This is a genomic window from Lacinutrix sp. MedPE-SW (genome assembly GCF_001874145.1).
Lineage (GTDB): Bacteria > Bacteroidota > Bacteroidia > Flavobacteriales > Flavobacteriaceae > Lacinutrix.
The window spans coordinates 201,124-224,775 of sequence record NZ_MPCX01000004.1; the positions used below are offsets into that span (position 1 = coordinate 201,124).

24 protein-coding genes and 1 tRNA gene are annotated in these 23,652 nt (G+C 30.1%); 18 read left to right on the top strand and 7 right to left on the bottom strand.

Going from position 1 to position 23,652, the window contains the following annotated elements; genetic code table 11:
• Positions 1-68: 68 nt before the first annotated feature.
• The 8 genes from BM549_RS05945 to BM549_RS05980 all read left to right on the top strand — a co-directional run bounded on the left by BM549_RS05945 (position 69) and on the right by BM549_RS05980 (position 6,817).
• Positions 69-1,088: a bifunctional oligoribonuclease/PAP phosphatase NrnA gene (locus BM549_RS05945; RefSeq protein WP_290469425.1), complete on the top strand. Its 1,020-nt coding sequence runs from the start codon at positions 69-71 to the stop codon at positions 1,086-1,088.
• Positions 1,081-1,623, top strand: a complete 543-nt coding sequence (gene gldI, locus BM549_RS05950; RefSeq protein ID WP_290469426.1) for a gliding motility-associated peptidyl-prolyl isomerase GldI — start codon at positions 1,081-1,083, stop codon at positions 1,621-1,623. Before BM549_RS05945 ends, gldI begins: the two co-directional genes overlap by 8 nt.
• A gap of 21 nt (positions 1,624-1,644) precedes the next feature.
• A complete protein-coding gene (locus BM549_RS05955; protein ID WP_290469427.1) occupies positions 1,645-2,862 on the top strand; it encodes a peptidylprolyl isomerase in 1,218 nt (405 codons plus the stop codon).
• Positions 2,863-3,081: 219 nt separating this feature from the next.
• A complete protein-coding gene (locus BM549_RS05960) occupies positions 3,082-3,594 on the top strand; it encodes a hypothetical protein (protein ID WP_290469428.1) in 513 nt (170 codons plus the stop codon).
• Positions 3,595-3,765: 171 nt separating this feature from the next.
• Positions 3,766-4,716, top strand: a complete 951-nt coding sequence (locus tag BM549_RS05965; RefSeq protein ID WP_290469429.1) for an SDR family oxidoreductase — start codon at positions 3,766-3,768, stop codon at positions 4,714-4,716.
• A 10-nt stretch (positions 4,717-4,726) separates the two neighbouring features.
• A complete protein-coding gene (locus BM549_RS05970; protein WP_290469430.1) occupies positions 4,727-5,332 on the top strand; it encodes a hypothetical protein in 606 nt (201 codons plus the stop codon).
• A gap of 28 nt (positions 5,333-5,360) precedes the next feature.
• The gene (locus tag BM549_RS05975; protein ID WP_290469431.1) at positions 5,361-6,278 is read left to right on the top strand and encodes an AraC family transcriptional regulator; all 918 of its coding nucleotides are present in this window, start codon (positions 5,361-5,363) and stop codon (positions 6,276-6,278) included.
• Between the two features lie 77 nt (positions 6,279-6,355).
• A complete protein-coding gene (locus BM549_RS05980) occupies positions 6,356-6,817 on the top strand; it encodes a hypothetical protein (protein ID WP_290469432.1) in 462 nt (153 codons plus the stop codon).
• Between the two features lie 44 nt (positions 6,818-6,861).
• Here BM549_RS05980 and BM549_RS05985 read toward each other — a convergent pair whose 3' ends face one another.
• On the bottom strand, positions 6,862-8,322 hold the full coding sequence (locus tag BM549_RS05985; protein ID WP_290469433.1) for an aminoacyl-histidine dipeptidase: 1,461 nt from the start codon (positions 8,320-8,322) through the stop codon (positions 6,862-6,864).
• Between the two features lie 97 nt (positions 8,323-8,419).
• Here BM549_RS05985 and BM549_RS05990 point away from each other — a divergent pair, with 97 nt between their 5' ends.
• From BM549_RS05990 to BM549_RS06005, 4 genes are all read left to right on the top strand, one after another.
• The gene (locus tag BM549_RS05990) at positions 8,420-9,487 is read left to right on the top strand and encodes a DUF3810 domain-containing protein (RefSeq protein WP_290469434.1); all 1,068 of its coding nucleotides are present in this window, start codon (positions 8,420-8,422) and stop codon (positions 9,485-9,487) included.
• 69 nt (positions 9,488-9,556) lie between these two features.
• Positions 9,557-12,538, top strand: coding sequence for an amidohydrolase family protein (locus BM549_RS05995; protein ID WP_290469435.1), 2,982 nt, complete (start codon positions 9,557-9,559; stop codon positions 12,536-12,538).
• Positions 12,539-12,594: 56 nt separating this feature from the next.
• Positions 12,595-13,896 (top strand): amidohydrolase family protein, encoded by a 1,302-nt coding sequence (locus BM549_RS06000; RefSeq protein ID WP_290469436.1) that lies wholly within the window; start codon positions 12,595-12,597, stop codon positions 13,894-13,896.
• Between the two features lie 49 nt (positions 13,897-13,945).
• The gene (locus BM549_RS06005; protein ID WP_290469437.1) at positions 13,946-14,311 is read left to right on the top strand and encodes a hypothetical protein; all 366 of its coding nucleotides are present in this window, start codon (positions 13,946-13,948) and stop codon (positions 14,309-14,311) included.
• Between the two features lie 75 nt (positions 14,312-14,386).
• Here BM549_RS06005 and BM549_RS06010 read toward each other — a convergent pair whose 3' ends face one another.
• From BM549_RS06010 to BM549_RS06020, 3 genes are all read right to left on the bottom strand, one after another.
• Positions 14,387-15,184 carry a DUF6503 family protein gene (locus tag BM549_RS06010; protein ID WP_290469438.1) on the bottom strand — a complete coding sequence of 266 codons (798 nt, stop codon included), beginning with the start codon at positions 15,182-15,184 and terminating at the stop codon, positions 14,387-14,389.
• Positions 15,185-15,219: 35 nt separating this feature from the next.
• On the bottom strand, positions 15,220-16,035 hold the full coding sequence (locus tag BM549_RS06015) for a DUF6503 family protein (protein WP_290469439.1): 816 nt from the start codon (positions 16,033-16,035) through the stop codon (positions 15,220-15,222).
• 97 nt (positions 16,036-16,132) lie between these two features.
• Positions 16,133-16,393 carry a T9SS type A sorting domain-containing protein gene (locus tag BM549_RS06020; RefSeq protein ID WP_290469440.1) on the bottom strand — a complete coding sequence of 87 codons (261 nt, stop codon included), beginning with the start codon at positions 16,391-16,393 and terminating at the stop codon, positions 16,133-16,135.
• Between the two features lie 410 nt (positions 16,394-16,803).
• On the opposite strand from BM549_RS06020, the gene BM549_RS06025 reads away from it, so the two are divergent.
• Positions 16,804-17,604, top strand: coding sequence for an RNA methyltransferase (locus BM549_RS06025; RefSeq protein ID WP_290469441.1), 801 nt, complete (start codon positions 16,804-16,806; stop codon positions 17,602-17,604).
• An 18-nt stretch (positions 17,605-17,622) separates the two neighbouring features.
• Here BM549_RS06025 and BM549_RS06030 read toward each other — a convergent pair whose 3' ends face one another.
• On the bottom strand, positions 17,623-18,288 hold the full coding sequence (locus BM549_RS06030) for a M15 family metallopeptidase (RefSeq protein WP_290469442.1): 666 nt from the start codon (positions 18,286-18,288) through the stop codon (positions 17,623-17,625).
• Positions 18,289-18,330: 42 nt separating this feature from the next.
• On the opposite strand from BM549_RS06030, the gene BM549_RS06035 reads away from it, so the two are divergent.
• The 5 genes from BM549_RS06035 (at position 18,331) to BM549_RS06055 (ending at position 23,078) form a co-directional block, all read left to right on the top strand.
• On the top strand, positions 18,331-18,690 hold the full coding sequence (locus tag BM549_RS06035; protein ID WP_290469443.1) for a MauE/DoxX family redox-associated membrane protein: 360 nt from the start codon (positions 18,331-18,333) through the stop codon (positions 18,688-18,690).
• A gap of 3 nt (positions 18,691-18,693) precedes the next feature.
• Complete coding sequence (locus BM549_RS06040) at positions 18,694-19,293, top strand: alpha-ketoglutarate-dependent dioxygenase AlkB (RefSeq protein ID WP_290469444.1); 600 nt, start codon at positions 18,694-18,696, stop codon at positions 19,291-19,293.
• A gap of 355 nt (positions 19,294-19,648) precedes the next feature.
• A complete protein-coding gene (locus BM549_RS06045) occupies positions 19,649-20,572 on the top strand; it encodes an alpha/beta hydrolase (RefSeq protein WP_290469445.1) in 924 nt (307 codons plus the stop codon).
• 436 nt (positions 20,573-21,008) lie between these two features.
• Positions 21,009-22,319 (top strand): DUF819 family protein, encoded by a 1,311-nt coding sequence (locus tag BM549_RS06050; RefSeq protein WP_290469446.1) that lies wholly within the window; start codon positions 21,009-21,011, stop codon positions 22,317-22,319.
• Between the two features lie 54 nt (positions 22,320-22,373).
• Positions 22,374-23,078, top strand: a complete 705-nt coding sequence (locus BM549_RS06055) for a DUF4369 domain-containing protein (RefSeq protein ID WP_290469447.1) — start codon at positions 22,374-22,376, stop codon at positions 23,076-23,078.
• A 130-nt stretch (positions 23,079-23,208) separates the two neighbouring features.
• Here the strand turns inward: BM549_RS06055 and BM549_RS06060 are convergent.
• Positions 23,209-23,282 (bottom strand) — tRNA-Thr (locus BM549_RS06060).
• 57 nt (positions 23,283-23,339) lie between these two features.
• Positions 23,340-23,606, bottom strand: coding sequence for a hypothetical protein (locus tag BM549_RS06065; protein ID WP_290469448.1), 267 nt, complete (start codon positions 23,604-23,606; stop codon positions 23,340-23,342).
• Positions 23,607-23,652: the final 46 nt, after the last annotated feature.

The window sequence follows — 23,652 nt, forward strand, 5'->3', positions numbered from 1 at the left end:
GCAAAAGTAGTGTATTTCTTTAATAAAACAATACATTCTCATATTAAAAAATTGTATCTTCGTGCGCTATGACAACACAAGATATATTAGATATAAAATCGCTATTAGCAACGCCTAAAAAAATAGCAATTATTCCTCATAAAAATCCAGATGGTGATGCCATTGGTTCTACATTAGGGTTATTACACTACCTATTAAAATTAAATCACGATGCAGTAATTGTTGCTCCAAACGATTACCCTGAGTTTTTAAAGTGGTTACCAAAAGAGGATTCTATTTTAAAATACGATACGCAAACCGAAGAAAGCGAAAACATTATTAACCATGCCGATATTATTTTTACACTAGATTTTAATGCTTTACATAGAACTGGTAATATGGAACCTGTTTTAGAACGTAGTGATGCAATTAAAATTATGATTGATCATCATCAACAACCCGATGATTATGCTAAATATATGTTTAGCGATGTTAGCATGAGTTCTACCTGCGAAATGGTTTATCACTTTTTAACTAAACTTGAAGCTTTAGATGCTGTAGATAAAAATATTGCAACGTGTTTATATGTTGGTATTATGACAGATACTGGCTCTTTTAGATTTAGATCTACCACAAGCACAACACACCGTATAATTGCAGACTTAATAGATAAAGGTGCAGATAATACACAAATACATAACAATGTTTTTGATACAAACTCGTTTAATAGAATGCAATTATTAGGTTGTGCGCTTAGTAATTTAAAAGTTTTACCAGAGTATAATACCGCATATATTACATTATCGCAAGACGAGTTACAACAATTAGATTATAAAAAAGGAGATACCGAAGGTTTTGTAAACTATGCATTATCACTTAATAAAACGGTTCTAGCAGCTATTTTTATAGAAGATAAAAAGCAAGGAATAATTAAAATTTCGTTACGATCTAAAGGTGATTTTTCTGTAAACGAAATGTCTCGTGCTCATTTTGAAGGTGGCGGTCATACTAATGCTGCTGGAGGAAAAAGCACAACATCTCTAGAAGCAACAGTTGAAAAATTTATTAGTATATTACCAACCTATAGTAAAGCCCTAAATAATGAATAAAGGTATTTTCCTTTTAATAATATTACTTACAACTTTTGCTTGTAAAACAACACCTGAAGCAAGAAAACCTATATCTTCTAAAACAGGTTCTTTTATTAAAGAATCTGCCGAGAGAAATAAACAACTCTATCAAAACGAAAAGGTTTTAATAGAATCACTTATTGCTCAAGATACAACACTTAATTATAAGGCTTCAGAAAACGGTTTCTGGTATGCAGTTCTTAAAGCTTCAGAAGAAAATACACCTAAAGCAACATTTGGTGATATTGTTAATTTTAATTATGATATCTCTAATTTAAATGGTGTTACCATCTATTCCGCAGAAGCGTTAAAAACAAAAAATTATGCTATGGACCAAGAAGAGTTATTTTCTGGCTTACGCGAAGGTTTAAAATTAATGCAAGCCGGAGAAACTTTTAAATTTATTTTTCCATCTCAAAAAGCCTACGGTTATTATGGAGACGAAAATAAAATTGGTACTAATACACCTATACAAAGTACAGTAACAGTAAATTCTATTCAAAAAAAGCAATAACAAAAAATCAATATTTTAAACATGAACAATTTTAAACAAATGATCAAGATTTTTATAGTCGCACTAGTAGTTGGTATAACAAGTGCTTCTTGCCAAGACAATTATAAAGATTTAGAAGATGGATTGTATGCAGAGTTTCAAACTACAAAAGGTACAATGGTTGCCAAGTTATATTTTGAAAAAGCACCAGTAACAGTAGCAAACTTTGTTGGACTTGCTGAAGGTACTCATCCAAGTTTAGCAGATTCGTTAAAAGGAAAACCATTTTATGATGGTATTACTTTTCACCGTGTAATGGATAAATTTATGATTCAAGGTGGTGATCCAACTGCTACAGGCATGGGAAGCGCTGGTTATAAATTTCATAGTGAGTTTGACCAAGAATTAAGCCACGATAAAGCAGGTATTTTATCTATGGCAAATTCTGGAGGTTTAACAACAAATGGAAGCCAATTTTTTATAACCGAAGTCCCTTTAAAAAGATTAGATGCCTTTTTAGCAGATGGAACTTTAAAAAATTGTAACGCGCCACGAACAAGCTGTCATCCTGTTTTTGGTGAGCTTGTAAAAGGTTTAGAAGTTCAAGATTCTATATCTAATGTCGCAGTTTCTAAAGAGCGTTCTAGTGCTAACAAACCGTTAGAAGATGTTGTAATTAACAAGCTAACAATTATACGTAAAGGTAGTGCAGCTAAAGCCTTTGATGCTCCTGCTGTATTTACAGAACAAGAACCTTTATTACCACAACGTATTGAAGAAATTAAAAAGAAACAAGAAGAAATAGCTAAAGAAAAAGCTAAAATAGCTGCAGATAGCTTTAAAAAAGCTAATGCCGATTTAAAAGGTGAAGTTTACGAATCTCCAACAGGTATGGTAATGATTACTACAAAAGAAGGTAATGGTGTAAAACCAAAACCATCAGACAATGTATATATTAACTGTGCTGGTTATTTTGAAGATGGTACTTTATTTTATACAACTTGGAAAGATGTTGCCAAAGCTAATGGAACTTACGATGAAAAGGCAGACGAAAATGGCTTTTACAAGCCTTTTGATAGAAAATATAATACAAGTGCTGGATTAATTCCAGGATTTAGAGAAGCCTTTTTAAGAATGAAAATTGGAGATAAAGCTAAAGTATTTATTCCTTCATTTTTAGGTTATGGCGCTGCTGCAAACGGACCAATACCTGCTAATTCAAATTTAATTTTTGATATCGAGTTAATGAGTATAAAGTAATATTACGCTTTCGCGGAAATTAAAAACCTTCAGTTAAAAAAAGCTGAAGGTTTTTTTATACCTAAAAACTAGCATGCATAATTAAATTTAAAAATCTATTTTAAATAACACCAAAAATTATACAAGAATTGAAATTTTGTATACATTTAAAATGTAACTTCTCTCCTATTTTTGTAAAAAAGCGCAATATCAATAACAAATAAACTTTAATAAAGAATTATGGAAATATTAAAAGCAGCAACAGATTGGGCAAAAAGTGAAGTATTCTCAACACAATTTTTTATACTATTTGCAATCATTTTTATATTAGCAAGTGTAGGTTTTTGGCAACTAGGTAAAACCGATATTGCAAGAGCCTATATTATACCACTATTAGTAGCTGGTGCATTATTATTAATAATTGGCTTAGGTTTATTTTTTACTAATAAATCAAGAATTAAACAATTTGAAAAAGCATATAAAACTAATGCTGTAATGTTTGTAGATACTGAGCTTGAACGAGCAGAAAGTACTTTAAAAGAATATAAAACTATTGTTTTTAAAATAATTCCTTTAATTATTGCAAGTTGTGCACTAATAATTGTATTTATAGACAAACCTATTTGGCGTGCTAGCATGATTACTACTATAGCAATGCTTATTGTTATTTTATTAATAGATGGTACTGCTCATGCAAGAATTAACAATTACAATAAACAGTTATTATTATTTGCCAAAGAGCTTAAAAAGTAACATTTAGTTAGCAGAATTATTTACTACACATTTTTTTAATACTTAAATTATATACGTGTAATAATATTAACACACCAAAAAGTATACAAACTATGAAAATGAGTATAAAAACTTAAGCATAGTATACATTTAACTTTGCCTTATCATTTTATATTAAAAAATTAAGGACAAATGAAAACAACACAATTTGGTAAAAAAGGCTGGACACCTGCTAGAATAAAAAACTTAAATGGTAAAACATTTTTAATTACAGGAACTACAAGTGGTACTGGTTTTGAAGCTGCAAAAATATTGCTCTCTAAAGGTGCTAAAGTAATAATGCTTAATAGAAATACTAAAAAAGCAGAAAACACAATTAATACTTTAAAAAAAGAACTTGGCAATACTATAGATGTATTAAACATTAAAATGGATTTAGCCTCGCTTGCATCTATTAAAAAAGCGGCAAAAGAAGTTATTAAAACAACTTCAAAAATTGATGCTTTAATATGCAATGCAGCAATAGCACAAGTACCAAAACAAACTTTTACTCACGATGGCTTTGAGAGTCAATTAGGCGTAAACCATTATGGTAATTTTTTATTACAAGGTTTACTTTTTCCGCTAATAGAAAAATCTAATGGGCGTATTGTAACAGTTGGTAGTGAAGGCTATAAAATGGGTATTAAAACTATTAAGTTTGATGATATGAATTGGGATAAAAATTATAACCCCAATACTGTATACAGTCAAAGCAAACTAGCTCAAATTATGTGTGTTTATGAGTTACAAGACAGACTTAAAAAAGCAGACAAAACTAATGTAAAAGTTTATGCCTGCCATCCAGGAGCTTCAAAAACATCACTTATAAAAACTAGCGGAAGTCTATTAACTAGATTTATTTGGCAATTAATGAAATTAACTCCTTTAGTACAATCTGCAGAAAGAGGTGCTTACCCAGAATTAATGTGTGCTACAGAACCTAATCTTGACCAAAAAGGATTTTACGGTCCTACGGGAAGAAACTATTGGACAGGACCTGTTGGAGAATGCAAACTAGAACCACATGCAAAAGATAAAGCAGTGATGGTAAAACTTTGGGAAGTTTCAGAAAAAGCAACAGGATTTCATTGGAAATTATAAAACATAAATTATGAAAAGCATAAATTATTTTAGTTTTGCACTTCTTTTATTAATTTCGGTTAATGTATTTTCTCAAGGTAGAAATTGGACAACTGAAATCTCAAAAGACGGAAACTCTACCATAAAATATGAATTGGTTAAAGAAAAAGAAGGCACACATTTTTATTACATTGCACAAACCAAAGCAAACGTAACATTAGAACAGTTAGACGCATACTTTTCTAAAACAGAAAATCATAAAAATTTTTTAGAAAGAACACCAATTACAAAAGAAATTGATAAAACATCCAAAAATGAATGGATTGCTTATTATTATTTTAATGCACCTTGGCCACTTGTTGACAGTGATTTAGTTTTAAAAATAAATCGTATAAAAACCGAGAATAAGCTTAAATTTATAGCTACGGCAATTACAAGCAATTATAAAACTAAAGATGTTGAAAGAATGAAAACTTATAAAGTTATCTATGAGTTTGAAAAAATAAACAAATCGACAACTAAAATTACATACAATGCAGATTATATTCCAGTAGGCTCAATACCAAAATTTTTAATAAAAACATGGTTTCCAGAAGGTCCAGCAAATATTGTTACTAATTTAGGAATTATGAAATAATTATATAAGTACTTAAAGTAAAAATAAAATGAAACACTTCAATACATTATCTGCCTACTTAGAGTATTTAGAGCTACCAAGTCCAGAACACCCTATGTTAAGTGTCTTTACTGCAAATGGAGAAGGATACTTACCATGCCCAAAAGAAAGCTCGCCACCAATAACTAACGACTGTTACTCTATAAGTTTAAAAAAAATAATAAGTGGTAATTTAAATTATGGTAGAACTAAGTATGATTTTACAAATGGAGCTTTAATATTTATGGCTCCAAAACAAGTAATGCAATGGGATAAAAGTGTTATTTTTCAACAAAAGGGATTTTCTATAAATTTTCACGAAGATTTTTTAAAAGGCACTGCTTTAGCACAACAAATTAAAACATACGGTTTCTTTTCGTACGCTGCAAACGAAGCTTTACACCTATCTCCTAAAGAAGAAAAACAATTAGAATCTATAGTAGCTAATATTGAAATAGAATACCAAAATAATCAAGACGATTTTAGTAAAGATATTATAATATCACAATTAAGTACGTTATTAAAATATGCTAATCGTTTTTACGAAAGACAATTTCTAAATAGAAAAGCATTAACCATAGATTTATTAGCGAAACTAAACCAAGAATTAGTAAATTATTTTACAAACGAAAATATACAAGAAAAAGGCATACCAACTATTGAAGTATTAGCAAATAAACTTGCTGTTTCTCAACGCTATTTAAGCGACACACTTAAAAAGGAAACAGGCAAAACCACAACAGAGCATATACAACTGTTTATAATAGATGAAGCCAAAAATATTTTATTAGAACCTAATAAAAGTATTTCTGAAATTGCTTACGAACTCGGTTTTGAATATCCACAATATTTCTCAAGATTATTTAAAAAGAAAGAAGGCATAAGTCCTACAGAGTATAGAGAAAAATTTAAAGTGAATATGAATTAGTAGTATTATTGCTATTTTATTTATTATTTTAGAGTAAAATTTTAAGAAATTTACATCAATCACGATACAAATAAATTATGAAGAAATTCTTAGTTTTACTCTTACTAATAACATTTTTCTCCTGTTCAGATGATGAAACTGAAACTATTGAACAGTCTGCAAATTGCTTAGAAATAGCATTTTTAGAATCTACAGTTATAGAGCCTAATGATTGCTTAACATTTAGTGATAAACCTGATTTTGAATTTACCTTTTTAGGCTTTGAAAATTACACCAAGTCACACCCTAATAATGTTCCTCATGCAGGAATTAGTGGAAGGTTAGTAGAAGGTTCTTCTACATTTGAATTTTACAACGGTCAAATAAGTGAAGATTATGAAACAGAAGGCACCTCTTTTTCAGGAAGAGTACATACAGGAATTAACAACGTAGATTACACTATATTTTTTGATAATATAGAATTTACAGAAACAGAAACCGAATTTATTTTTAACAAAGCCACAATACGGTTTGGTTATTACGATTCAGAATTCGAATAATATTAAAAAGCACAATCTTGAGATTGTGCTTTTTTTATAAATTATTATTTTTTAGGAATCTCTTTTAAAATCTCTAAAACAAACTTCCAGTATTTTTGAGCCGATGAAATTTGTGCTCGTTCATCTGGACTATGAGCGCCTTTAATATTTGGCCCAAAACTTATCATTTCCATATCTGGATAATTTTGACCTAAAATACCACATTCTAAACCTGCATGACAAGCAGCAATGTGCGCTTTTTCGCCATTAAGTTTTTGGTATAAATTATCTAACACTTTTAAAATAGAAGACTCCATATTTGGTGTCCAACCAGGATAATCGCCAGAGAATTCAACCTCACATCCTGTTAACTCAAAAGTAGCGCGTAGTGTATTTGCTAAATCAAACTTAGAGCTTTCAACCGATGATCTTGTTAAACATCCAATTTTAACAGCACCATCTTTTACAATAACACGTGCAACATTGTTTGAAGTTTCAACCAAATCTTTAATATCTGCACTCATGCGGTACACACCGTTTAATGCAGCATATAAGGCTCGTGTTAAACCTTCTTGCACGCCTAAATTCATTATTTTTTCTGGAGTATCGATTTTAGAAACTACAACTTCTAAATCTGGCTCCATCGTTTTTAATTCGGCTTTAATACTATTGGCTAATTGTTGTATTTCAGTATTAAAAGCTTCTTCATGTATAGCATCAATAGCGACTATTGCTTTACTTTCTCTTGGTATTGCATTACGTAAACTACCACCATCAATTTCAGAAATACGTAAACCAAAGTTTTCAAAACCATCAAATAATAAACGGTTCATAATTTTATTTGCATTACCTAAACCTTCATGAATTTGCATTCCTGAATGTCCGCCTTGTAGACCTTTTACTATTATTTGGTAACCAATTTTAAATTCTGGTGTTTCTTCTTCTTCGTAAGTTCTTGTTGCTGTTACATCTATTCCTCCTGCGCAACCTACTCCAATTTCGTCGTCTTCTTCTGTATCTAAATTTAACAAAATACCGCCAGTTAACAATCCTCCTTTTAATCCCATAGCTCCAGTCATTCCTGTTTCTTCATCTATAGTAAAAAGGGCTTCAATTGCAGGATGTGCAATATCTGTGCTTTCTAAAATTGCCATAATTGTAGCAACACCCAAACCATTATCTGCGCCAAGTGTTGTACCTTTTGCTTTTACCCAATCACCATCAACATACATTTCTATACCTTGGGTATCAAAATCGAATACTGTATCTGCATTTTTTTGGTGTACCATATCTAAATGCGATTGCATTACAATGGTTACACGATCTTCCATGCCTTGTGTTGCTGGTTTTTTAATAATTACATTACCAACTTCGTCTTCAATAGTTTCTAAGCCTAGGTTAGCACCAAAATCTTTCATAAACTTTATTACGCGTTCTTCCTTTTTAGAAGGTCGCGGTACAGCGTTTAAATCTGCAAATTTATTCCATAATGGTTTTGGTTCTAAAGCTCTTATTTCAGTATTCATATATCTAATTTTATTTAAGAACTGCTAAAGTACGAAAAAGAGTTTTCAGGATTAAAATTGTTGGTTGGTCTAACAGAAAATTAACTATTTTTGAGCTATGCTGAAACACAAAAAATTAATTATTGCGCTTTCTATAATTCCTGCTATTTTAATTGTAAAACTATTAGCACAGTTTCCAGAATTTGTAGAAACCTATTATAGCAATGGTTTGTATCCTTTAACTTCAAAAATTCTTAGGTTTACTTTGGGTTGGTTACCTTTTTCGTTTGGTGATTTTATATATGCTTTTGCAATTATTTTTATTTTAAGATGGCTTTTTTTAAATCGTAAACGTATAATTAAAGATTTTAAACATTGGTTAATTGATGTATTTGCTGCATTAGCTATTATTTATATTGCGTTTCATGTATTCTGGGCTATTAATTATTACCGTTTACCACTTCATAAAAACCTTAATTTAAAAGCCGATTACACTACCGAAGAACTTCTAGCAGTTACCAATAAACTTATTGATAAGTCTAATAAAATTCAGCTTCAAATAGCAAATAATGACACCGTAAAGGTTGTGTTTCCTTATACTAAACCTCAATTATTAAAAAAAGTACCAGACGGTTATAATATACTTCAAAACACATTTCCGCATTTAGAATACGAAGGAAAAAGCATAAAAAAATCACTACTTAGCATGCCATTAACTTATATGGGATTTAGTGGTTATTTAAACCCTTTAACCAATGAGGCTCAAGTAAACAGTTGGATTCCTATATTTAAATTACCAACAACAGCTTCTCACGAAGTAGCACACCAGTTAGGCTATGCTGCAGAAAACGAAGCTAATTTTATAGGTTTTTTAGCAGCAACTAGTAATACTGATATTTATTTTAAATATTCTGGTTATACCTTTGCTTTGAGGCATTGTTTACACGAAATATACAGAAGAGATCCTGAATTATATACCATAAAGCTTCAAGAATTAAATCCTGGGATTTTAAAAAACTACCAAGACGTTAGAACATTTTGGAAAAACCATAAAAACCCTATAGAGCCTTTATTTCAAACAACTTACAGTACATTTTTAGAAGTTAATAACCAAAAAGGCGGTATGAAAAGTTATAGTTATGTTGTCGCTCTTTTAGTAAATTATCTTCAAAACAAAACACTTTAACAGTCATAATTAGAAAAATATCTTGGCTAAGTATTATATTTAATGCTTAATCTCATATTAAACTAACTCATGATTAAAAAATTATTACTAACAACAATGTTATGTTTTAGCGCAGCATTGTTTGCGCAAGACTATGCACCCAAAAATGATGGTGTAAAAACCATAAATTCCAATTACACAGCATTAACAAATGCTACAATTCACGTTTCACCTACTCAAGTATTAGACAAAAGTACTCTGCTTATTAAAGATGGTAAAATTGTAGCTGTAGGAAAATCGGTTTCCATTCCAAAAAATGCTGTAAAAGTAGATTTAACAGGAAAGAGTATTTATCCTTCTTTTATAGATATCTACTCTACTTTTGGTGTAGAAACACCAAAATCTCCAAGCGGTAATTCTAGAAGACCACAATACGATGCTGGTCGTGAAGGCTATTACTGGAATGACCACATTAGAGCAGAACAAGATGCTATTGCACATTTTAAATTTGATAGTAAAGCTGCCGAAGCATTAAGAAAAGCTGGTTTTGGTACTGTAAATACACATATTGATGATGGTATTATTCGTGGTACAGGAACTTTAATAGCTTTAAACTCTAATGGTACAGATGCTAATAGAATTTTAGCCGAAAAATCTGGACAATATTTAGGAACAAGTAAAAGTAAAACCTCACGTCAAGCCTACCCAACTTCTATTATGGGTGCATTTGCTTTATTACGCCAAGTAAATATGGATGCCAATTGGTATGCAACTGGAAATGCAAAAGAAAAAGACCGTACTTTAGAAGCTTTTATTGCAAATAAAAACCAAGTCCAAATTATGGAAGCTGGTAGCAAACTAAATGCCTTGCGTTTAGATAATATTGGTGACCAATTTAATACACAATATGTTTTTGTTGGTGGTGGTGATGAATACGAATATATTAACGATATTAAAGCTACAAACGCTTCATTCATTTTACCTGTAGATTTCCCAGACGCTTACGATATGGAAGATCCGTTTTTAGCAAGTGCTGTTGAATTAGCAGATTTACGTGAGTGGAACCAAAAACCACATAACCCAAAAATACTAGCAGAAAACAATATTAACTTTGCCTTTACTACACACAAATTAAAAAAACCAGAAGAATTTATGGCTAATGTACTTAAAGCCATAGAAGCTGGACTAAGCAAAGAAAAAGCTTTAGCTGCATTAACTACAGTTCCTGCACAAATACTAGGAAAATCTAATGTTTTAGGAACCTTAAAAACTGGTGCTTATGCAAATTTCTTAGTAACTTCTGGAGATATTTTTGATAAAGAAACTACAATATATCAAAATTGGGTTACCGGAGAAAAAGATGAATTTAAGGCTTTAAATACTACAGACATTAGAGGTGATTATACTTTTAATTTAAATAACACAACCTATGAACTTTCTATTTCTGGTAAATTAGAAAAGTTAAAAGCAAAGGCTAAAGCAAACGATAAAACATTAGGCGCTAAAGTAAGCTTTAAAGACGATTGGTTAAACCTTACAATCTCTACAGTAGATACTACAAAACAAGAGTTTATTAGATTAGTATCTAACATAACAGATACTAATAACTTTAGTGGTAAAGCTTATTTTCCAAACGGAAACGAATCTACTTTTAATGCGAAAAAGGTAGAGAAAGAAAATAAAGACAAAGAGAAAAAGGATAAAGATGAAGACAAAAAAGATAGTAAGTCTCGAAAATTCTTTCCTGTAACCTATCCAAACATGGCATTTGGTAATACTACACAACCAAAACAAGAAACTATTTTATTTAAAAATGTTACGGTTTGGACTAACGAAAAAGAAGGTATTTTAAAAAACAGTGATGTTTTAATTAAAAACGGGAAAATTTCTAAAATAGGAACAAATTTAAATGCTTCTGGCGCTAAAGTAATAAATGGAGAAGGCAAGCATTTAACCGCTGGAATTATAGATGAGCACTCGCATATTGCAACCTCATCAGTTAACGAATCTGGACACAACTCTACAGCAGAAGTAACACAAGAAGATGTTATAAACCCAGAGCATATTGGTATATACCGTAATTTATCTGGTGGTGTTACTAGTATTCAAATTCTACATGGCTCTGCAAACCCAATTGGTGGTCGTAGTGCTATTATAAAACTTAAATGGGGAGAAAGTGCTAAAAACATGTTATATAAAAACTCACCAAAATTTATAAAATTTGCTTTAGGTGAAAACGTAAAACAAAGTAATTGGGGAGAAAATAACACGATACGTTTTCCACAAACAAGAATGGGAGTTGAACAAGTATATACAGACTATTTTCAACGTGCAAAAGAGTATGATGCTTTAAAGAAAAGTGGAAAGCCTTATAGAAAAGATGTTGAAATGGAAGTAATTGCCGAGATTTTAAACAAAGAACGTTTTATTAGCTGCCACTCTTACGTACAAAGTGAAATTAACATGTTAATGAAAGTAGCAGAAAAATTCGATTTTCGTGTAAATACATTTACTCACATATTAGAAGGTTATAAAGTAGCCGATAAAATGGAAGCTCATGGTGTTGGTGGTTCTACTTTTAGTGATTGGTGGGCATACAAATACGAAGTTAATGATGCGATACCATATAATGCTGCTATAATGCATAATGCCGGTGTTACCGTTGCAATTAATAGTGATGATGCCGAAATGTCTAGACGTTTAAATCAAGAAGCTGCCAAAACAGTTAAATATGGTAATGTTAGCGAAGAAGAAGCCTGGAAATTTGTAACACTTAATCCTGCAAAATTATTACATATAGACGATCGTGTTGGTAGTATAAAAGTTGGAAAAGATGCAGATGTAGTATTATGGAGCGATCACCCAATGTCTATTTATGCAAAAGCAGAAAAAACCCTAATTGAAGGTGCAACTTATTTTGATATTGAAACAGATAAACAAAAACGTGAAGCCATTAAAAAAGAAAAAAATGAGCTTACAACTTTAATGTTACAAGCAAAAAATAAGGGATTAAAAACAAAACCTATTGTGAAAAAAGAGAAAGAACACTTTCACTGTGATACAGAAATATAATAAGCAAAATAGGAAAACCTTATATTTTTTTTCAAATTAATAAAACACATTTCAAAATGAAATATTTAAAATACAAATTACTAACCTTTGCATTACTATTATCTGTAATTGCAATTGCGCAGCAAACACCTGCGCCACAACAAACTCAAGCCTATTCTATTGAAGGTGCAACAGCACACTTAGGAAATGGAACAGTTATTGAAAACGCATTAATAATGTTTAACGAAGGCAAAATAACTTTTGTTGGTAGTGCAAACATGAAAATTGCTAGACAAGGTAAAGTTATAAACGCCAACGGTAAACATATTTATCCTGGTTTTATAGCACCAAATTCAACTTTAGGATTAGTTGAAGTTGATGCCGTACGCGCATCTAACGATATTAGAGAAGTTGGAGCTATGAACCCACATGTAAGAAGTTTAATAGCTTATAATACCGAGTCTAAAGTTGTGGAATCTATGAGACCAAACGGTGTGTTAATGGGACAAATTACACCACGTGGCGGACGCATTTCGGGAACCTCATCTATTGTACAGTTTGATGCCTGGAATTGGGAGGATGCTGTTATAAAAGAAGATGATGGTATTCATCTTAACTGGCCAAACCCTTATTCTCGTGGTCGTTGGTGGTTAGGTGAGCCAGCAGGCTTAAAACTTAATAAAAAATATACCGAACAAGTAAATAATCTAACAAATTATGTTTTAGAAAGTAAGGCTTATAACGCTGGTAACAAATCGCCAAGACATTTACCATTTGAAGCTTTACAACCATTATTTAATGGTACTAAAAAATTATTTGTTCACGTAGATGACCAAAAAGGAATTACAGATGCCATTGCTTTTGCTAAAGATAATAATGTAAAAAGTTTAGTTATAGTTGGTGGCGCAGAAGCAGATAAGGTAATGCCTTTATTAAAGCAAAATAATATTCCTGTATTACTACAACGTATACACAGTAATAGTAACAGTGATGATGATGCTTATGACGTAACTTATACATTAGCAAATACATTAGTTAATGCTGGTGTTTTAGTAGGCTTAGAGAACTCTGGTGACATGGAACGTATGAATGCCAGAAACTTACCATTTTTAGCGGGTACATGTGCCGCTTTTGGTTTAGATAAAGAAAAAGCTTTAAGTTTAATTACATTAAATACTGCAAAAATTTTAGGTATTGACGATAAAGTTGGTTCATTAGAGGTTGGAAAAGATGCTACATTTTTTATTAGTGAAGGAGATGCGCTTGATATGAGAACTAACAAATTATCTAAAGCCTATATTCAAGGACGTGATATAAGTTTAGAATCGCACCAAACAGAGCTTTATAAACGTTATAGCAATAAGTATAAGCAACAATAATGTTTTAATTATTTATTTAAAACATTATATTTAAGTATATTGAGTTATTATGAAACCATTATTAATTACTTTTTTTCTTTTATATAGTTTGTTCTCTTTTTCTCAAGCACAAAAAGATGAACAAAAAAATAATACACCTTTATTTATTTCTACTATTGATGTAGATACATCTTATATTATACATAATAACCTAAGTGTAGTCACAAATAGTATAAAAACAATATCGACATCTAAAAAGCATATTGATAATAGAAACTTTGTTGCTTTAACTAGCAAAAATAATAAGATTTACAAGTTCTCAGATTTAAGCTCGAAAATAAACTTAAATCAAGCATTGGATAATGTTATGTTTACAGGAAACTTTTTTAATCCTGAAGAAACTCATTTTTCTACTTTATTAAACGAAAACAATTAAACACTATAAAACTTATATATAAAAAAGGCGTGCCAATTGGTACGCCTTTTTTTATTTAAAATTCTATAAAATAGATTATTTTACTATTTCGCCTGTTTCTGGTTTAGCAAAAATACTATCTGCTGCCATATTTTTAGATAACGTTACAGCTTTAAACTGTACACTGTTTCTTGGCTCTGTTGGTAAACTATCTTCTGTATTGTACCACGTTAAAGTTTCTGGCAATTGTAAACCACTAACTGTTTGCCAATTACTGTATTTTATAAACGACCACTTTTTGCTTTTTTCTTTAGAAAAATAAGTAACTGTATATGCTAACCACTCCATTTTAAAAGTTTCTGGATTGTAATATAAAATATACTCATCTTCTGGAGACGAGCCTATTTCTGCATCATAACTTATTTTAATTCCTGGATACTTTATACCATCTACTGTTAAAGCATTAGTATATGAATATGTGATACCATCATCTCCTAAAACAAATGGCATTGCATAAAAATAAAACATAAGGTTATAGTAAAAATTAGGGTTTCCGTTGTATTCGTTTTCTCCTTTTTTATCTAACCAAACATTTTCACCATCAAACCCTAAAGCAAACGTATTTGTTTCTATAAAAGAACGACGTGTTTTTAAATCGGTAATAGTTTTTTCGTCACCAGTTTCTTTTGCTATAGTAAATTCTAAATTTTTAAATTCATTCCACTGCTCTATGCTACCATGAGCATTAAATACTTTGGTTACATTTTCTGGATATATAGAGGTTGTAACATCTAGTGTTTTAGTTTTATAATCTTCTGTTTTTATAGTTTCGGTTTTTTCTTTACATGCCGATACTATAAATAATAAGGCTAATGCGATAATGCTATTTTTCATTTTAATCTCTTTTAGTTTGTTTATTTTTTTAAGTACTACTCTACAAATTCTGCCTTCTCTGGTTTAGTAAATTTGTTTTTATCTACTGCCGTTGTTGTAATTTTTACATTTGTAAATGTGTTAGGTACTTTTGCTACTGTTGGTTTATCATTTTTAAAACCATAACCTGTAATGGTGTTTGGTAATAATAATCCATTAACTTCTTGCCAATCTCCATACTTTCTAAAATGTAATTCTTTTTTATCTATTCCTGGTACAAAGTTTACGGTGTAACCTAACCATTCCATAATATAAGTTTCTGGATTGTAATATAGCACGTAACGGTCTTCTGGTGTTACACCAACTCCTGCGTTATAAGTTACTTGTATTCCTGGATACGTTTTGCCTTCAAATTCTAAAGGCGCTGCGTTAGCATAATTAATACCATCATCTGACAGTATAAATGGCATTGTATAAAAATAAAACATTAAGTTATAGCCATATTTAGGGTCATAGCCTTTATAATCTTCTTCTGTTTTATTTAATAGCCATGGTTGTTCACCATCGAAACCTATAGTATAGTTTGGCGCCTCTATTAATGCTTCTCGAGTATACAGGTTTGTAAGTGTTACTTCGCTTCCATTAGTTTTTTCTTGAGTATACTCTAAAGACTTCATGGTTTTCCATTTATTTATACCTCCATGAGCATTAAATACTTTCACAAGATTTTCGGGATAATTAGCTGTTTTTACTTCTACGGTTTCTGGCGTCTCTATTGCTTTAGTTGTTTTAGAGTCTACTTGTTCTGTATTGTTTTTACAAGCTGATACTATAAGCAGTAACATTAGTGTTATAATACTATTTTTTATCATTTTTATTTGTTTTTAGGTTTGTCGAACAACGAAAGTACTCTTTACAAAAAAAGCTTCAGTTTTTACTGAAGCTTTTTAATTAATATTTAACTATAATTTATTTTACTATTAGTTTTTTTATAGTTTCAGTTTTACCATTTTTCAGTTTTATAAAATACAATCCTGATTCTAAATTAGAAATGTTTAGTTGGGTTTCTAAACTGTTTACGTTTAATATTTTTGAATTAACTATTTTTCCTTGAACATCAATTATTGTTACAGAAGTGTTTCCGCGTAAAGCGATATTACTTTTTATTATAACTTCATCTTTTGCAGGATTTGGATATAATGAAAAGTTTTGTGTTTCGAATGTATTCACAGATAGCTGAAACTCTACAAACTCTGTTACAAAAGTGTTGGTAATTACAGGAGTATTAAAATTAGAATATTGCTATTATATTTTGACCAACATTTCATCCATTTGTGACAAGTAATATGAAACATTAAAATCTACTGGATCTTGATCTCCTAAAATTTCCGAATCTTTAACCGTTAAATCAATCACAGCAATACCTGCTTATATATCACCATTACAAACTATTAAAGGCGTTGGTTGGTTATTGATTAATAATTACAACAACCATAAAATAAAATCTCCTACTTATTATATACTATAGATGTAAAAATATAGATTTGGTTACGTTAAAAAATATTACAAATTATTTTGTAATAATCTTTTTAGCGTAAATTTGTCTATTCTCTAAATATAGAATTAATAGTTTTAAATTAATGGTTTACAAACAAATAAATAGCACCCAAAATACTTTAGTTAAGCAAATTGTTTTATTAAAAGACAAATCTAGAGAACGAAAAAAAACAGGATTATTTATAGTTGAAGGACTTCGTGAAATTACATTAGCTCTAAAAGGGAATTATAATTTAAAGACCATTTTATTCTATCCAGAACTTTGCGATGTAAATACTTTAGAATCTCTAGGTAATTTAAATGCTGAAATTATAGAGATAAGTAAAGATGTTTATACTAAAATTGCATATAGAGAAACCACTGAAGGTATTATAGCAATATCGAAAACTAAAGAAAACAATTTTGAAAATTTAAGCTTTAACACCAAAAACCCATTAATTTTAGTTGCTGAAGCTCCCGAAAAACCAGGAAATATTGGCGCCATTTTACGAACTGCAGATGCTGCAAATATAGATGCTGTAATTATTGCGAACCCTAAAACAGATTTATACAATCCTAACATTATACGCTCTAGTGTAGGCTGTTTATTTACCAATCAAATTGCAACTGGAAGTACCGAGGCTATCATTAACTTTTTAAACTCTAAAGGCATAAATATATATGCTGCTATTTTACAAGAATCACAAGAATACCACAAGCAAGATTTTACAACACCAACAGCAATTATAGTTGGTACAGAAGCTACAGGTTTAAGTAATGACTGGCGAAACGCTGCAAAACAAAATATAAAAATACCAATGCAAGGTGCAATAGATTCTATGAATGTTTCTGTTGCTGCAGGTATTTTAATTTTTGAAGCAAAAAGACAACGCGATTTTAAATAATAGTAATTATTACACCTACTACTCTACTAAAAAATCAAAATATTGATTACGGTAAGGTTCTCCTCGTAGTGTAAAATGCCACCACTCTTTAGCGTAGTTTCTAAAACCATTATCTAGCATTACTTTTTGTAGTAGTTCTCGGTTTTTAGCCTGTACTTTATTTAGATTATTATTTTCTATCCATGAAGCACTCCCAAAAAAATCGTATGGCGATCCCATATCTAATTCTTCTCCATTTTCAATATTTACAATTGTAATATCTAATGTACTACCGCTACTATGTCTTGATTTTGAAGCTATATAACCAGATTTAAATAAGTTTTTCTTTTCTACATTTGGGTAAAATTGTTGTTTCATTAAAGTATCGCTTTCTACTTTTGCCCAACGTACAAAATGATTTACTGCGCGTTGCGGCCTATAAGAATCGTAAATTTTTATAGATAGATTTTGCTTTGCTAATTGCTCTTGTACCTTTTTTAATGCCGCAGCTGCTTGAGAAGTTAATATGGCTTTATTTTCTATATAACCATCAATAACTTCTCCAACAAAGTTATTATCACTACAATAGCGCAACTCTGTATGTATTGTTGGTACAACATCTTTTACATACACAAAACCTTTTGGGAGTTGTGCAAAAACAGATAATGAATATATTGTTAGTAAAAAGGAAAATAAAGCTCTCATAAAACAAAAATTATACGCTAATTTAGAGAAAAATTATTGACTATGAGTTTTCCTTGGCACCTTTACTTAATGGCTGCAATGTATATTTTTGCTGGTATCATGCATTTTATAAAACCAAAAATGTATAAACGCATCATGCCGTTATATATCCCTAATCATGACCTAATGGTTAAACTTAGTGGCGTTGCTGAAATTATTTTAGGTATTGGTTTGTGTATTCCTGCCTTAAAGAATATTTCAATTTATGGAATAATTTTAATGTTAACAGTCTTTTTACTAGTACATTTTTATATGCTTTCTAGTGAAAAAGCTTCAGCCGGAATACCTAAATGGATTTTAATTTTAAGACTTCCATTACAATTCTTTTTAATGTATTGGGCGTATTGGTATCTTAATTTTTAAATCATGTTATTTCCTTCCGAAGCAATAAAACTAAATCTTCCAGATGCAGATATAAGTTATTTTCCTAATATTTTTAATGCTAATGAATCTTCAATACTCTTTAATACCTTACTAAAAGAGACACATTGGCAGCAAGACACTATCAAAATTTTTGGTAAAACACACTTACAACCTAGATTAACTGCTTTATTTGCAGAAAATAGCAATTCCTATAGTTACTCTAATATAACAATGCATCCCAAACCTTTTTCTAAGGCTCTATTAGACATAAAATTAAAAGTAGAAAATATAACTAATACTAGTTTTACTACATGTTTAGCTAACTATTACAGAGATGGAAACGATAGTAATGGTTGGCATGCAGATAATGAGAAAGAGTTAGGTGAAAACCCAATAATAGCATCAATAAGTTTTGGAGGTGTACGCCAATTTAATTTAAAACATAGGTTTAAAAAAACGCTTAAATCTAAGTTAGTATTAGAAAATGGTAGTTTACTACTTATGCAAGGTAAAACGCAACATTTCTGGTTACACCAAATTCCTAAAACAAAAAAGAAAGTTGCACCTAGAATTAATCTTACATTTAGAATAATAAAACATTAAAACAAAAAAAACCGAAGTCCCTCAACTTCGGTTTTCTATTATTTGCAATATATTTTTTAGGTTAGATTTAGGGTTACTATATCAACTAAAGCGGTGCAAATATTAATTAATTAATCCATTGAACTAAAGTATGTGATTTTAGTACTCTGCTAATGTATAACAGATTTTAATTTTTAAACGATTAAGAGCTTCTATTTTCGACGAAATACACATAATTTTAACATTTACAGACAAAATATTGGTAATTATCGACGAAATACATCTTTTTTAAAATAAAAAAAATAGAAAAATGTTTAATATTTAAATGTAAATTAGCCATTATAATTTAAGTTTTACTTATTTAAAATATTAAACTATGAAATCATTACATCTTATTTTATTATTACTTTTTGGTAATTTTCTTTTAGCACAAGAAATTAATTACTCTAGTAAAGAAATAGCGATTAACACATTAATAGATGGTACGCTTTTAACTCCAAAAGATAATACTAAAGCTAGTTTGGTAATTATTATTGCTGGCTCTGGACCAACAGATAGAGATGGAAATCAAAACTTTTTAAAAAGTAATGCTTTAAAAAAATTAGCAATTGGCTTAACAAACAATAACATTGCAACTTTTAGATATGATAAACGTATTGTAAAACAAATTAGAAAAAACAAAGTTGATAAAAATATTATGTTTGATGATTTTGTTACAGATGCTAAAGCTGTAATAGATTATTTTAAAACAAATTATGCCTTTAAAAATATATACGTTGCAGGACATAGCCAAGGAAGCCTAGTAGGTATTATTGCTGCAAAAAATAGAGCCGACGGTTTAATTTCTATCGCTGGTGCAGGCCAGGCAATAGATCAAGTTATTTTAGAGCAAATAGAAAAAACAGCACCAATGTTTACAGAAGATACTAAACGTATTTTTGGTGTTTTAGCAGAAGGCAAAACAACAACTAATTTTCCACCTGCTCTAGCAAGTATATTTAATTTAGATGTACAACCATTTATAGCAAATTGGATGAGTTATAAGCCTCAAGAAGAAATTAAAAAACTGGAAATGCCAATTTTAATAATTAATGGCACTAAAGATTTACAAGTAAGTGAAGCCGAAGCCAAATTATTAAATGATGCTGCTAGAACATCTACCCTAAAAATTATTGAAAACATGAACCATGTTATGGTGCCAATAACTGGTGGCGATTTAGAAAACTCTAAATCTTATAATGAAACTGCAAGAACTTTATCACCACAATTAATAGATAGTATAGTAAAGTTTATAAAATAAAAAAAGCAGTAAATACCTAAATAGAAAAAGCATTCCAATACGGAATGCTTTTTCATACTAACCAACCAAAAATATGTAATTAAAACTCGTAATTTAAAGTAACCACACTCTAAAATAGTCATTGTTTTTAATTACACTAAATATAAAACAATATGTGTGCCAAACTTTTTTTTGTCATTATTAATTAACTGAATATTAAGAAAGTATTATCATAAATTAATAAATAGAAAAAGCATTCCAAGACGGAATGCTTTTTCATACTAACCAACCAAAAATATGATAAATAACCACTCGTAATTTAAAGTAACCACACTCTAAAAAAGTCGCTGTAGTTATTCACGATTAGTATATTTCAATTAGTGTGCCAAACTTTATTTACTTGTTTTTTTTATACAACTTTTAATTCTGTATTTTGCAAAAACTTAAACTAACAACTATGGATAATACACCTTTATTTACAAACGATACTATTGTATTTGGATTATTAATGCTAGCCTTAGGCTTTATCTTTTATACAGAATCTATTGAAAAAGGATTCTGGCCAAAATTCTATAAAATTGTTCCTGGCCTATTTTTAGCTTATATGATTCCTGCAATATTTACAACATTTGGGTTAATAGCTCCAGAATGGGAAACGGTAAAAGCAAGTGGTGAAATTGTAACAGAAAAATCTAATCTTTATTTCGTTTCAAGTCGTTATTTATTACCAGCAGCATTAGTTTTAATGACTTTAAGTATAGATTTAAAAGCCGTATTTAATTTAGGTTGGAAAGCACTTATTATGTTTTTTACAGGTACTATAGGTATTGTAATTGGTGGGCCAATAGCTATTTTATTAATATCTATTATTTCTCCAGAAACCGTTGGTGGTGCTGGACCAGATGCTGTATGGCGCGGACTATCTACACTTGCAGGAAGTTGGATTGGTGGTGGCGCTAACCAAACTGCAATGTTAGAAATTTACGGATATAACCAAAAACTTTATGGAGGTATGGTATTTGTAGATATTGTTGTAGCCAATGTATGGATGGCAATATTATTAATTGGTATTGGTAAACGAGATAAAATAAACAAATGGCTAAAGGCCGATACTTCTTCTATTGAAGAGCTAAAAGTGAAAGTTTCTACTTTTTCTGAAAAAGTAAAGAGAAATCCATCTGTTACAGATATGATGATTCTTGGTGCAATTGCATTTGGCACTGTTAGTATCGCTCATTTTTTAGCTGAATTTTTAGCACCATTTTTCGAAAATGTTGTTGCAGGAATACAATCTCCAACTACAAAAAATATATTTACATTCTTAGGTTCAAAATTCTTTTGGATGATAAGTATTTCAACATTAATAGCCATTCTACTATCTTTTACAAAAGCCAAAACTTACGAAGGTGCTGGAGCAAGTAAATTTGGAAGTGTGTTTATTTATATATTAGTTGCTAGTATTGGTATGAAAATGGATTTAACACTAATATTTGACAATGTTGGTCTAATTGCCGTAGGTATTGTATGGATGACTATTCATGCAGTGTTATTAATATTTGTAGCCAAAATAATTAAAGCTCCATATTTCTTTTTAGCAGTTGGTAGTCAAGCTAATGTTGGTGGTGCTGCTTCTGCTCCAATTGTAGCTTCTGCTTTTCATCCATCCTTAGCAACTGTAGGTGTTTTACTTGCCGTATTTGGTTATGCTGTTGGAACCGTTGCTGCAATTGGTTGTACAATTTTAATGGAATTAGCCGCTGCTGGTTAGTATTTAATTATTTTTTATAGCATATTTGCGCACTTAACTTTTTAAATAAAATTCATGCAAAAACTAATAGCAATACTGTGTCTTTCACTTATTTTCTCTTGCGGAAGTGATGACAGTTCTAAATTAACTGTAAAAGGTCAAATTAAAGGTTTAAAAAAAGGAACTATTTACTTAAAAAAAGCAAATGATTCTACTTTAGTAACTGTAGATTCTTTAATTGTAAATGGAGATTCAAACTTTAAATTAGAAAGTAATATAGAAGAACCTGAAGTATTTTACCTTGAATTAGATAAAAATGATAACGATGAGAGCCAAATTTCATTTTTTGCAGCTAAAGGTGTAACTGAGATTAATACAACTTTAAAAAACTTTGTTTACGACGCCACTATAAATGGAAGTGAACAACAAGACAAATTAAACGATTACCGTAACATGTTGACAAAGTTTAATAATAGGTATTTAGATTTGATAAAAGAGAATTTAGAGGCAATGCAAAACAATGATACAATAGCAGTTGCCAAAGCGCAAAAAGAATCTAAAAATTTAGAAAAAAGAAAATATTTGTATACTGCTAATTACGCGATTACTATAAAAGACAGTGAAGTTGCTCCTTATTTAGCGCTAAGTGAATTATATAATGCAAATATTAAGTTATTAGATACTATTAATAATTCTCTTACTCCAAAAATAAAAGCTTCACTTTACGGAAAAAAATTACAAAATTTTATAAACGATATTAAAGCTGAAGAACAACAATAAACAAGATTTATATAAAATAAAAGGCCTGAGTTTAATTTAAAACTCAGGCTTTTTTATTGCTCAAAATACTATAAGAAAGTATATAAAATCAAAAAAACCTTAATTACAAAAGTAATTAAGGTTTATTAAGAGCCGATGGAGGGACTCGAACCCACGACCTGCTGATTACAAATCAGCTGCTCTAGCCAGCTGAGCTACATCGGCGAAGCGAGTGCAAATATAAATTTGTAATTTATATTTGCAAACTTTTTTTTAAACTTTTTACAGTTTATTTATTCTTTCTATAAGTTCGCGACCCTTAGTCTCTAATTCTGTGTTAATTGACTTAAAGTGTGCTTTTTTATTTTCTACATCTTTTGCGTTTACTTTTGCTATTAAAACGTCAAAAGTCTCAATTGCATCATCAATAATTGCTTCGCTTTCTTTAGTTTCTTTTGTTGGGTTAGTATATTCCCACACATAAACTGCTTCAATAATGTCTCCTAAAACATAATTAATGTCTTTTTTTAGGTCTCTTTTATTTGCCATAATATAATTATTTATTTAACGGCAAAATTAAACATTAACTTGTAAT